Genomic DNA, 13,108 nt, shown 5'->3' with positions numbered 1-13,108 from the left:
GATTAAACCGATAATTCCACTTTTCCTTTTTCTCCTCGGATATAAGGATGGGTAGCATAAGCGTAAATCAGCTGCGCCGTCATCAGACACCAGATCACCGGTTCGCAGAAAATGACCGCGAGATACTGAAACCGCGGAATGAACACGAACGCGAATACAATCTTTCCCAACAGCTCGATCACACTCGACACCAGCGGAATCATTTTGGCGCCTAATCCCTGCAGCGCATACCGGGTTTCCAACAAGACGCCTAAAACGGCATAGAACGGTCCGACCACCCGCAGATACAAGGCCCCGTTGTTCAGCACGACAGCCTCCTGCGAACCGGAAATCAGCTGAACCAGAGCCGGCGCGAACAACAACAGAATCACGGTTACTCCTGCGGCCATCGCGATATCATACAGCACAGAGCACCGCATCGCCTTGAGAATCCGCGTCCGCTGATCCGCGCCCCGGTTCTGTGAAACAAACGTCGAAATCGCCATCGCCATGGCGGAGAACGGCATATTGAAGAACATGAACAGCTTGCGCGCCGCGGTATGGCCCGCAATCACCAGTGTTCCCAGATTGTTGATGCCATACTGCAGCACGACGGAACCCGCCGCAACGATGCTGCCCATAAAGCCCATCGACAAGCCCTGACCTAACATCTCCGCGTAAATTCCCCGCTTGACTTTAAAATGCCGGCGCTGCGGAATTAAGACCGGTGCTTTCTTCAAAATATAAATCAGACACAGGACGACGGAAATTCCCTGCGCGATGACGGTCGCGACCGCCGCCCCGCCGACGCCCATGTTCAGCTGCGTGATGAAAAACAGATCCAGCCCGATGTTCAGGCATGATGACAAAACTAAAAAGACCAGCGGCATGAAGCTGTTGCCGATCGCCCGAAGCAGACCCGCGCACAAATTATACGCGAACATGACCAGCGTGAACCGTGTGATCACCGAAATGTAGCTGAACGCCTCGGCGATGATCTCCGGCGGCGTATCCAGCATTTTCAGCAACGGCATTAAAATCACTTCCGCGCCTACTGTCAGCACCAGCGAAGTCAAAAGGCCGATCACGATCGAAGCCGCCACCGATTTTTTAAGCAGCTCCGTATCGTTGGCGCCGTAGCTGCGCGCCGTCACGATCGCCAGACCGTTGCCGATGCCTAACGCAAAACCGATCAACAAATCATAAATCGCGGCGCAGGAACCGATCGCCGCCAGTGACAAATCGCCCAGCGCATGGCCGACGATCATCGTATCGACGGTATTGTATAACTGCTGAAACACATTGGAAAAAAACAGCGGAATCGCAAAGAAAAGCAAGCTTTGAAAGATCGGCCCGTGAATCAGATCGACCTTGAATTGAAGACGTCTCGTCATGGAAAATTCCCCCTTATCCCATCGACATTGTAGCGGAAACCAGTACTAACGTAAACAGGGAAAAGACCGTGGAAAAGAAAACGCAGCGGCTGGTGTAGCTGGTATTGCCGTTATACTTGCGGCAGAAAATCGTGGCCGTGGAGGCGACCGGCGTCGCATTGACCAGCACGGCGGCGATCAGCTGCGGCGTGCTTAAATGCAGCGCCACACCCACGATCCAGGTCAAAAACGGCGCAATGATCAGCCGGAACAGACTGATCTGCACGATATCCTTCGATAATCCCGCGTTTGTCGATTCCCTGTCCAGCAGCGTCGATCCGACTAACAACAGCGCCAGCGGACTCATGCATCCGGACAAAGAACTGAACACCGCGTCCAGCCCGCCCGGCAGCGGAATCCGCGCCAGGTTGAACAGAAATCCCAGGATCATCGCGATCGTGATCGGATTGAAAAAGAATTTCTTCATCACGGACAGCGCCCCTGCCGGCTTCCACTCCGTATTGAAATATTTCTCCCCGGAGGAAAACGACAGAATCCGCGTCGGAATCATAAAGATGTTCGCATACACAACACCCATGCTTCCGCACAGCCCTTCGATCAAAGGCAGACCGATCAGCGAGCCGTTGGATATCAACATCGAATACTGCGCGATCCGCTTCTTTTCTAACGGCATCGACTTGGGCAAAAGCCGCGCCATTCCCAACACGAGCACGACCACGATCACACCCGCCAGCACCAACAGGAGGCTTTCTTTTAACACCGCGACGGAAACGCTGCGGTAAAAGGACAGGAAGATATTGACCGGCATGATCAGATTCAGAATCAACGTCGACAGAAAAGCATCGATCGGACCGTCGGTGACTCCTCTTTTCTTCAAAAGCAGACCCAGCCCGAAAAAGATCAGAATCTGCATTTCCACATTCAACAAAACAGACAAATCAAACATCGGTTTTCCCCCTTGCATTTAGAAAAGGCATCCGGATCGGACAGCCGCGGCGCAGGCCGGCGGTTGCCGCGAAGGATGCCTTAAAATTAAGCCTAAAGATCCTGATGCTCAGCGATAAACTGCTTGTACCAGAAATAGCTTTTCTTCGGCGTGCGCTTGCGCTGCGGATCGTCATAGTCCACGCGCACCAGACCATAGCGCTTCTTGTAGCCGTTGATCCAGCTGTAAAGATCCATCGTCGACCAGACGTAATAGCCCTTCAGATTCACGCCGTCCTGCTTCGCCTTCAGAATATAATGGAGATAATTGCGCAGGAACTCAATCCGCTCGTCATCTTCAACATAGCCGTTTTCATCCGCGACGTCGTAACAGCCGTGGCCGTTTTCCGTAACGTAGATCGGAATATCGCCATAGCGGCGTTTGCGTTCCATCAGCGTGTTGTAGGCGCACTGCGGGAAGATCTCGCGGCCCCAGTGATTGAGCTTGGTATTGGGATCGCGGTCGCTTTCAAACCAGCCGGCAATCGCCCGGGTCTCCCGCGCAGCACTCGCCGAACCGTCGTTGTTTCCGGCGTTGTTGACGGTGAAAGCAGTGATGCCGGAGGTGTTCGGTTTTACCAGCATCCGGCTGTAAATGTTCTGGCCTAAGAAATCAATCGTGTTGTGCTTCATGATTTCCAGATCCTCTTCCTTCACAAACGACAGGTCGATGCCCTTCGCTTTGACAGCGGCGATTAACTCCGGATCGTAAGCGCCCTTGATCGCCGGATCGAGAATCCAGTCGTTGCAGAAATAATTGCAATATTTGACGGCGTCGCGGTACTCCGGCGTATCCTGAAGCGCGGTCGCCGGGCCGCAGCCCTGCACCACGCCGATCTGCGCCTTCAGATTCAGCTTGCGGAACTCGCGGATCGCCTTGGCCGTGCAGACCGCCATGTTGTAAGCACATTGGCAATAGTGCTGCAGGTTAGTTTCATTCGGCGGATAGTTGCCGACGCAGTAATCGCAGTAAGCGTTGTGGTTCGGCTCATTGATCGTCACATACAGCGGAATCCGGTCGCCGAAGTGCTTGAACACTACGGAACAGTAAAACGCGAATTCATCGGCCACGCCGGGGTAGCACCAGCCGCCCTGATCGCCGATATAGTCCGGCAGATCATAATGGATCAGCGTAACGTTGGGCACGATGCCGTATTTTTCACACGCGTCCAGCACGCGGTCATAGAAGGCCAGACCGGCCGGATTGACGACATGGTCGTTTTTCGGCAGAATTCGTGACCAGCTGATGGAGAAGCGGAAGGTGTTCTGACCGCCCTCGGCCATCATCCGGAGATCCTCCTCGACATGATGATAGAAATCACAGGACACGTCGCCGGTGATCCCGGTCGTGTTCTTTTCGCTGTGGCAGAACTGATCCCAGATGCCCGGCCCCTTGCCGTCCGCGTCCCAGGCGCCTTCGCATTGATAGGCTGCCGTCGCGGAGCCCCAGAGAAATTTTTCAGCCATTGATCAGTCCTCGGTATGTTCGCGGATGAACTCGCGATACCAGTGATAGCTCTTCTTCGGAATCCGCTTCAGACCGTTGGCGTAATCGACATAAATCAAGCCGTAGCGCTTTTCATAGCCATTGATCCAGGAGTAGCAGTCGGTCGTCGACCAGGCATAGTAGCCCTTGACGTTGCAGCCTTCATTTTCTGCCTTGATCAGCCATTCAAGATACGACTTCAGAAATTCGATTCGTTCGTCGTCGTTGACCTCGCCATTTTCATCCGGCTGTTCATAGAGGGCATGGCCGTTTTCCGTGATGTAAACCGGAATATCGCCGTAGTCCTTTTTAATTCCCATCAGCATATCGTACACCGTCTTGGGATAAATCTCGCGGCTCCAGGCGTTTTTCGGCGTGTTCGGATCGACGTCGGTCTGGAACCAGCCCTTGACGGTATAGCCTTCGATCGTCTTGACCCCGGCTCCGACATTATTCGGATAATAGTTGGTTTCCCCGGATTCGTACGGTTTGACCAGCGCGCGGGTGTAGCAGTTCTGGCCGAGGAAATCGATCGTGTTGTACTTGATGATCTCCAGATCTTCTTCCTTGACAAACGACAGGTCGATGCCGCTTTCCTCTAACAGCGGGAACAGATCATCCGGGAATTTTCCCAGGATCGCCGGATCGGTAACCCACTTGTTTTTAAACAGATCCCCACGCCGCTGCGCCACGCGGTATTCCGGCGTGTCCTTAAGGATCTGGACGGTGTTGGTCGTGTGCACGATGCCGACCTGCGACGTCAGATTCAGCTTGCGGAACTCGCGGATTGCCTTGGCGTTGGCAACGACCAGATTGTAACAAACCTGCACCAGCGTCTGCACGTTGTGGATATTCGGCGGATAGTTGCCGGTCAGATAGGAACAGTATGCATTATGCGTTGATTCGTTGATCGTCACATATAATGGGATTTCATTGCCGAACTGCTCAAAGACGACCTTGCAGTATTTCGCGAATTCATCCGGGAAAATCGGATTGGCATACCCGCCCAGATCTTCCAGCCAGGCCGGGATGTCGTAGTGCAGCAGCGTGACATTCGGCGTGATGCCGTTTTCCCGGCATTCCTTTAAAACGTCCTTGTAGAAGGCGACGCCTTCCGGATTGACCTGGCCGCTTTGATCCGGCAGAATCCGCGTCCAGGCGATCGAGAAGCGCAGTGTGTTGTGGCCGCCTTCCTTCAACAGCCGGATGTCCTCTTTGTAGCGGTGGTAAAAGTCCGCCGCGACGTCGCCTGTGAAGCCCTTGACGTTCTTCGGTCCATGGCAGAACTGATCCCAGTTGCTTTCCCCTTTGCCGCCTTCGTTCCAGCCGCCTTCACATTGATAAGCCGCGCTGGCTGTGCCCCATAAAAAATCCTTTTTGACTTTACCGTTCATCGGTACCTCCTTCCAGTCTTTGCCGACTGATTTCTTTCTGATCTCCATTATAGAGATTTCTTATCGTTTTTTAAGCGCCTGAGCGACGCTTGGATAAAATTCTCAAAACTTCGTTTTATTCGCTTTGCGGCTTTGATAAATTGTTTTCACGCCCGGGCTTCAGCAGCCGGTTAAGCGCCGTCAAAAGCACCGCCGCCAGCAGCGCGTAGACGATCAGATAGCTGTAGGACGCCGGATAGCTTTGGGTGGCGGTAAACAGCGCGCTGAACAGCATCGTGCCTAAAAACGGGCTGAACAGGGTATAGGTTCCCTGAACGCTGAAATTGCTCGGGTAATATTTCTTACCAAAGGTTGTCAGAATATAGGCCGAGGAGATCGTCGGCACCGCGCCGAAGCTGAGTCCGACGAAAATAAAGCTTACCGCCAGCAGCGTTGTGCTGCCCAGCGTAAAGGCGCCGTACAGGATCGCAACGGCGGTCAGAAACAGCGTCGTAGCGATGCCCATGGCCGTCTTGCGGCCGATTTTATCGTAGATAATCCCGTAGAACACGCGCGAGAGTGAGTTGAACAGCGAGATGATCATCGACAGGGTCGCCGCCATCGTCGCGCTGATCCCAAACGACACTCCGCAGCTGACCGCGGTTCCGGTCAGTGAGCTGCATCCGGCCAGCACCAGTACGCTCCAGAGGAAGTAAACGTAAAAGCGCGCGCTTTTCATCATCTGGCCGGTGGAGACCTGGCCTTCCTCCTCGGTTTCCAGCGTCCCGGCCTGCTTCACGACCCCGCGCGGCCGGACGACGACTGCCGTCAGCAGCGACAGTCCGAACGCAATCCCCGCCAATAAGGTCATCGCCGTGCGCCAGCCTGTGCTTTCAATGATCAGCGAGGTCGGCACATTGAACACAAATGCCGTCAGACCCGCGCCCATCACCAGAATCCCGCTGGCCAGACCCGGCTTGTCGTTAAACCACGTCATGACGCTCGTCAATAACGCCTTGTAGGCAAACCCCGCGCCCAGGCTGAACATCACGCTGTAACAAACATAAATCATCATCACGTTCTCCGCCCGGCTGGTCAGAAACAAACCGGCCAGAATCATCAGACTGGCCGCGATCATGCTTGCCCGGAAGCGGACGCGGTAATAGATAAATCCGCTCAGCACGCCGCCGGCGCAGAAACAGATCTGGCAGACTGAGAACACGTTGGCAACGCTGGCCGCCGACACGTTCAGTTCGGCGCTGACCGCCCCGGCAAAGACCGTCCAGTTATACATCAATCCGAACACGCACATCGCCAGCGAGCCCAGACCCAAATAGAAATATCGCTTCATCGTTTTCCCTTTCTTTCCGCTATCCGATCCACTGGATAAAACCGAGGATCAGCGGCGGCATCACCGCGACGACATACGCCGCGCGCAGCACCTGGATCAGCGCGATCTGCGAGAGATCCGCGCCCAGATCGGCGGCGATCAGCGACATGTCCGTCGCACCGCCGGGAGCGGAAGCGAACATCGCCGATTTCAGATCCAGCAGCTTTGTCCGCTTGCATATTCCGCTGTAAAGACCGTTAACCGTCCAGTAGCTGAGCAAAAGCAGGCCGACCGGCACCAGCGTCGTTGAGAGGCTGCTAAAGGTCGCAGCCGTGATGCTCACGCCGACTAACGACCCGGCCAGAAGCTGCGCGATATTTTTGATCGCCAGCGGCACGGCGCAGACCGAAGTCGTGCAGTTGAGCGCCGCGACAGCGATCATCGGAAACACCATCGACGCCGCCGGCAGACCGCTCGCATTGCCCAGATAGCCTAACCCGATGCTGAGCAGCAGCGTGAAGACAATCCGCGAGGACCGCGTTGAAATCAGCCGGTCCAGCGGTGTGTGCGCCGCATCCAGCGGTTTTTCTTCCATCACCGGTGCGGTCTTCGGTTCATGCCGGGTCACGAATTGAATCCAGTATGGGAAAAACAACAACACACCGACTAACCGGGCTGTCTGCATCATCGCGACGGTGCCGACATCCGCGTCCATCTCCATCGCGATTAACGAGATATCAGTAACCCCGCCGGCGACGCAGGAAAGCAAAGCCGTGATCCACTCCCAGCCGCACAGCTTCTGGATCGCGATCCCGACGACAAACGTATTCACTGTCAGCATGACTGCCAATAACAGAAACGGAACGATCAGCCCGCGCATCCGCGCCACATCCCTTCTTCCGATCTGCATGCCGATAAAGGCCCCGGAAATCGCCTGGGCGAAGACCTTCACCGCCATCGGCAAGGCGGCGTAATCGAATAGAATATTCGTCAGACCCACGGCGAGCATACTGCCCAACATCGCAGGCGCTGGCAATTTCCACCGCGCTGCCAGCTGCCAGCCGGCGATACCCGCCAACAGCGTTAAAACCCAATTCAAACACTCGTCCCCCTTTGTCTTCTCTCCCGTTTTATTTCATCAAAAACAGCGGCCGGATCGTGGCGTTCACCAACCCGGCACGCTGGTCCCGTTTTAAATCTCGTCGAGCGGATAGATCGGACGAATGACCTTCTTGTATGTCAGCCGCTCCGTGCGCTGCATGCACGCCCCGTCGGTCAGCGACATGACGTAATGCGAAGCCATTGCTTTCAGTTCCGGATAGAGATAGCCCTGCTTGACGATGATCAGATCATAGGCGTCCAGATCGACGTTGGCCTGTTCATATTGCGCCCGCTCCGCAAATGAAACGGAATAGCTCTGGATCACAACTGTGACCGGTTTGTCATCCAGCTTGATTGTCCAGCAAACGCCGACGACCTTCGGATCATGATAATGGTTGTGCAGATCGCCAGTGGAAATCACCGTGCCGCGCAGATGAACCTTGGCTGACAGTGCGTCGATTTCCGGGCCAACGTCAAATTCCACATGATCGCCGGTCTGCTTGCCGGCCAGCGTGCTTTCGCACAGCTTCTTGTCGGTAATCCCGGCGATCAGAATCTGCTTGCCGTGATAGTCGGTTTCCGCCAGCACCTGACGCAGCACAACCGTGTTGCCGCCCGGCGCCCCAGCCGTGACGTTATCACCGGAATCGGTTAAGAAGCACGGCTTTCCCGGATGCTTGAGCATCGCTTCCCACGCTGCCTCCGGCTCGTCCGCGTACCCGGTGAAATGGAATTCCCTGTGCCGCGCCCAGACGAAATCATAGATCTCGTCCGCTTTCTGCCGGGCATACGCCTCATCCTCCGGCTGATTCGGCACGACCACAATCGACGCGCCGCACTTGGCGCTGTCATGACGCAAATAGCCGATATGATAGGAACAGCACAGAATCCGCGGATCGGCTTCGATTTCATCGAGCAGGCGGTTGATCGACACCAGCGGTTCATCGGTCGAAACACAGCGCTCTCCGCCTAAAAGAATCGGCACCTTGCGGTACACCGGATGAATTTCCCGGCGGTTCTGGATCAGGTTGACCAGGTAGCGGAAAACGATCTGATGCGCTTCCTTGCGGTCGGTATGCGGGCTGTGGCGGAAGGTGCGCAGAATGTTCAGCCGGCTGGCGTACTCCTGATCGACGTTGCCATGCGGATCGCAGACGACCGCGATCGGCATGTACGGCCCGACGATCCTGCGAATTTCCTCGATGATCTTGTGGTCACCGGAGCCGCCTTCCAGATCAATCACATTGCTTGCGCCGTGCAGAAAGAAAAACATGCCGTCCAGCTCGCCCTGGTATTTTTCCACAGCGTGCTTAAATTGTTTCAGGATATAATCGAACGTATCGTAAGCGACCCGTCCCGCGCCCGCCCCGTAGGCGAAGATCGCCGGGATCAGTTCAATGTCGTTGGCTTGAAGCTCAGGCTGCAGTTCGTCCAGATACATCCGGTGGGCAATGTCCTCCCCGGTCTGGATGACGAAGTCCTGGATTTCGCAGGGCTTGGCCACGTAGGCGTTGGATTCAGCGACGAGGCCGCCGATTAAGATTTTCATGAGATTTCCTCCTTCCGCGTTTTTACCGCGGTCTTCAAAATGATGATGTCCGGTTTAAATTTCATCGAGCGGGTAGATCGGCCGGCTGACTTTCTTATAGACTAACCGTTCCGTCCGCTGCATGCACGCGCCGTCGGTCAGCGCCATGACGTAATGCTTGGCCATCGCTTTCAGCTCCGGATACAAATAACCCTGCTTGACGATGATCAGATCATAGCCGTCCAGATCGACGTTGGCCTTTTCATATTGTTCACGCTCGGAAAACGACACCGCTGCGCTGGCGATCACGACGCTCACCGGCACGTTGTCCAGCTTCACGGTCCAGCACTGTCCGGCCACCGCTTCGTCGCCATAGCGCCGGTGCAGCTCGCCGCGGGAGATCACGACGCCGCGAATTGCAACGGGTTGGGAATGTTCGTCGTCCTTTACGCCCAAGTTCAGCGCGACCCGATCACCGGCTTGTTTCTCCGCCAGCACCTGCGCGCACACAGCCGGATCGCAGATCGCCGCAAACAGAATCGACTTGGTCAGCGGCGTTTCCCAGCTTAAGCAGCGCCGCAGCACATCCGTATTCACGCCCGGCGCTCCGGCTGTGACATTGTCGCCGGAATCCGTTAAGAAGCACGGGCTGCCGTCAAACTCAAGCATGGTCCGCAGCGCGTCGTCCAGCTCGGCGGCGTTGCCGGTGAAATGAAATTCCCTGTGCCGCGCCCAGACAAAATCATAGATTTCATCCGCTTTCTGCTTCGCGTAATCCGTATCTTCCGGACGATCCGGCACTACGACGATACCCGCGCCGCAATGTTCGCTGTCATGGCGCAGGTAGCCGATATGATAGGAACAGCACAGGATCCGCGGATCCGCTTCAATTTCATCGAGGAGCTTGTTGATGGAACAAAGCGGCTCATCCGCCGAAACACAGCGCTCCCCGCCTAAGAGAATCGGCACCTTGCGGTATACCGGATGAATCTGCCGGCGATGGCGGAGGACGTCGAGCAGGCCCCGAAAGACGATCTGATTGGTGACGTCGCGGTCGGAATGGGGAGAATGACGGAACGTCCGCAGGATAGTGCAATCGTCGACATAGCGCTGGCACAGATTGCCATGCGGATCACAGGCGATCGCGATCGGCATGTACGGGCCGACGATCTTGCGGATTTCCCGCAGAATTTTATGATCGCCGGAGCTCCCTTCCAGATCCTCGACGTAACTTGCCCCATGCAGAAAGAAGAATATCCCGTCGATCTCGTGCTCATGTCGCTTCACGGCGTGCACAAACTGGTTTAAGAAATAAGCGAACGTCTGGGAAGTAATCACCCCGGCCGCCATGCAGCTGGCATGCAATGCAGGAATCAGCTCGACCCCTTCCGCATCGGCCAGCGCGCGCAGGTACAGCTTATCCGCAATCGCTTCGCCGGTTGTGATCGTAAAGTCCTGGATTTGACAGGGCTTATTCCCATAGGCGTTGGACTCGGCCAGCCAACCGCCGATCAATATTTTCATCTTCAATTCCCCGCTTACACGTGTTCTGCAGCAAACGCGCTATCCTTATTTAATAGGAATGGCCGTAAATAAGCGACCGTTGAACACATCGGCAGCACGTCTTGGGAAAGCCGGATGCCCAGCGTTTCTTTCAGGTAGGTCCGCCGCGCCTGCATCCGCTGCCACATCTGCGGATATTCCTGCTGAATCTGACGCTGTAATTCCGCATCCGCCAAAACGACGGTGCTTTCGGCGCTGGTTCCCGGATAGCCGGATACGGACGGGATGATATCAATCTGGAAAAGCATGCCGCTTTTCAGGATTTCCGTGCTGCCTTCATAAACCGGCGAAGCCATCCATTCTTCCTCCGCGCTCAGATGACCCGGGCACAGCGACCAGCCATACTGCGCGCGCGGCAGCACCGTTTCCACCGTGTTGAACAAATCGCCGCCGGTCTGACCGATGTGGATCGTTTCCAGCCATGCCGCATAGGCGCTGAAATACGGGCCAGCCACCCGCTCGAGATAATCGCGTTGGGCTTCCGGCAGTTCGTCCGCATTATGCACCGCGACGCCGGCCCGGCTGCTGGAACCACCGCGGTAGCCGACGGTGAGGGAAATCGGATCGCCCAGCTTGACGGTGTTGGCCGTCGGAAACATATTCGCTTTGACAAAGCGCGGACCACTTGAGGCAATCGTGACGATGCTCGTGTGCTGCCCCTTGCGCACTAACGCGTCGCCCAGCTCCAGCTCGCTGACGCCCAGTTCCAGCTTGTCCATCGCGTCCAGCACGCCATCGGAAGCCAGCGCCGCCGCATATTCGTAATGCGCGATTTCATTCGCGTTGTTGGTCGTACGCACGCCGTTTTCCCCGATAAACAGACCGGTTTCATTACTTAACTGTGCTTCGCCGACGATCGCCTTGACCGCCTCGACGACATAAGAAGGGATATCATAGCTCTGCCGGTTATCCTCCAGCGGACTGGTAAACAGTTTCCAGCCGACTAAGCCGGTGCGCTGCCCTTCGGCGATTCCCGCTTCCTGAAGCAGCGTTTTCAGCGACTTGTCCTGACGATGCGGCTGATTTGGCAGCGAGAACAGCGAGACATGCACGGCCGCGGCTTCGATCCGGGCCTTGGCGACTTTGTTCAGGTTTTCGTTGCCCAAGACCAGCGTTGCCTTTCCGTTGGCATTCAGCACCAGCAGCGCTTCCTCAAAGCGGGTGAAATACCCGACTAAATACTCGAAATTTCCGCCGTGCTCGACATCGCCGTACACGATCAGCTGATCCAACCCACGCGCTTTCATCGCGTCCAGCACTTTCTGTTTGCGCTCGGCGATCGTCTCGTCGCTCAATCCGACCGGCGTGCCCGCGCAGTCCTTTTGCGGTGCGCTCACCTGTTTTAAAACGGCTTTGATTTGTTCCATCGTTTCATTCTCCTTTATCAATGGTTCGCTTCTTTTTCTGCTTCTCTTTCGGCTTTGCCTGCAATCGTGGTATAGTTAAAGCAGAAAAGGAAGATGCGTTGTGAATCTGTTAAAAAAACTTGAAAATCTTGAAAATGTCACGCCCAACGAGCGGATCCTGATCGACGCGATCCTGAAAGACCCGGAAAGCTTTATCGCGGCCAAGCCGAAGGAAATTGCTTCCCTGACCTATGTCTCCGTACCGACGATCTACCGCCTGATCAACAAGCTGGGCTTAAGCGGCGTCAACGACCTGAAGCTGCAGCTGCAGGATGCCCTGCGCTCGGAAACCGAGATTCCGGTGGAAAGCATTGACTTCCCGATTTCCCCAACCGATACGGTCAACGAAATCTTGCTTCATTTAAAGGACGTTTACACCCAGACGATTGAAGACACGCTGAGTCTGTCCGATCAGCAGGTGCTGGTGGACGTGTCGGCGCTGATGAAACAAGCGGCGTTCATCGACGTGTACGCCTCCGCCGGCAATCTCTTTTTCGCCCGGAACTTCCAGTTCCAGATGCAGGAGATCAATGTGAACGTGAACGTTCCCGAAGCGGAATACATGCAGAAATTGTCGGCCGGCAACGCCGACGCCAGCCATCTGTCGATCGTCATTTCGTTCGGCGGCCGGGGCGGCTCGATGAACACCGTCTGTCAGATCTTAAGCGACAATCATTCGCCGATCGTACTGATCACCTCGACCCAGAAAAATCCGCTGACGCGCTTTGCGCTGCATAAGATTTACATGTCGTCGTATGAAAATCATTATCAGAAGATCTCGTCGTTTTCGACGCGGATGACGCTGCTTTATATTCTGGATACGTTGTATTCGATTTACTTCCGGCTCCAATATGACGAGCTGTTAAATCGAAAGCTGACGACGTATGAGAAGATTCACCGGCGGTTAAACCGCCGGGAACCTGAAGATTAGAGAGGACCGGCGTGGAATGCACGCCGGTTTTCT

At 55.5% G+C, this 13,108-nt stretch carries 10 protein-coding genes; 1 reads left to right on the top strand and 9 read right to left on the bottom strand.

All coding sequences use genetic code 11. The annotated features are described in order from the left end of the window. Positions 1-2: 2 nt before the first annotated feature. The 9 genes from AC5OW4_RS04570 to AC5OW4_RS04530 all read right to left on the bottom strand — a co-directional run bounded on the left by AC5OW4_RS04570 (position 3) and on the right by AC5OW4_RS04530 (position 12,105). On the bottom strand, positions 3-1,373 hold the full coding sequence (locus tag AC5OW4_RS04570; RefSeq protein WP_493676714.1) for an MATE family efflux transporter: 1,371 nt from the start codon (positions 1,371-1,373) through the stop codon (positions 3-5). A 13-nt stretch (positions 1,374-1,386) separates the two neighbouring features. Then, a complete protein-coding gene (locus AC5OW4_RS04565; RefSeq protein ID WP_195548041.1) occupies positions 1,387-2,319 on the bottom strand; it encodes an AEC family transporter in 933 nt (310 codons plus the stop codon). A 92-nt stretch (positions 2,320-2,411) separates the two neighbouring features. Next, the gene (locus tag AC5OW4_RS04560) at positions 2,412-3,824 is read right to left on the bottom strand and encodes a glycoside hydrolase family 1 protein (protein ID WP_195395228.1); all 1,413 of its coding nucleotides are present in this window, start codon (positions 3,822-3,824) and stop codon (positions 2,412-2,414) included. A gap of 3 nt (positions 3,825-3,827) precedes the next feature. Next, positions 3,828-5,237: a glycoside hydrolase family 1 protein gene (locus AC5OW4_RS04555; protein ID WP_195395227.1), complete on the bottom strand. Its 1,410-nt coding sequence runs from the start codon at positions 5,235-5,237 to the stop codon at positions 3,828-3,830. A gap of 115 nt (positions 5,238-5,352) precedes the next feature. Further along, positions 5,353-6,567, bottom strand: coding sequence for an MFS transporter (locus AC5OW4_RS04550; RefSeq protein ID WP_195395226.1), 1,215 nt, complete (start codon positions 6,565-6,567; stop codon positions 5,353-5,355). A gap of 19 nt (positions 6,568-6,586) precedes the next feature. After that, on the bottom strand, positions 6,587-7,645 hold the full coding sequence (locus AC5OW4_RS04545; protein ID WP_195395225.1) for an AbrB family transcriptional regulator: 1,059 nt from the start codon (positions 7,643-7,645) through the stop codon (positions 6,587-6,589). Between the two features lie 93 nt (positions 7,646-7,738). Next, entirely contained in the window at positions 7,739-9,196 is a 1,458-nt protein-coding gene (locus AC5OW4_RS04540; protein ID WP_195548040.1) for a M81 family metallopeptidase, read from the bottom strand. Between the two features lie 54 nt (positions 9,197-9,250). After that, on the bottom strand, positions 9,251-10,699 hold the full coding sequence (locus AC5OW4_RS04535; RefSeq protein WP_072683242.1) for a M81 family metallopeptidase: 1,449 nt from the start codon (positions 10,697-10,699) through the stop codon (positions 9,251-9,253). A gap of 14 nt (positions 10,700-10,713) precedes the next feature. Then, positions 10,714-12,105: a M24 family metallopeptidase gene (locus tag AC5OW4_RS04530; RefSeq protein WP_072683241.1), complete on the bottom strand. Its 1,392-nt coding sequence runs from the start codon at positions 12,103-12,105 to the stop codon at positions 10,714-10,716. A gap of 100 nt (positions 12,106-12,205) precedes the next feature. Here AC5OW4_RS04530 and AC5OW4_RS04525 point away from each other — a divergent pair, with 100 nt between their 5' ends. Further along, positions 12,206-13,075 carry a MurR/RpiR family transcriptional regulator gene (locus tag AC5OW4_RS04525; protein WP_072683240.1) on the top strand — a complete coding sequence of 290 codons (870 nt, stop codon included), beginning with the start codon at positions 12,206-12,208 and terminating at the stop codon, positions 13,073-13,075. Positions 13,076-13,108 lie beyond the last annotated feature (33 nt).

This window comes from Holdemania sp. (assembly GCF_986127675.1).
The sequence above is the reverse complement of the archived record's forward strand: the minus strand, read 5'-3'. Positions and strand labels throughout refer to the sequence as shown.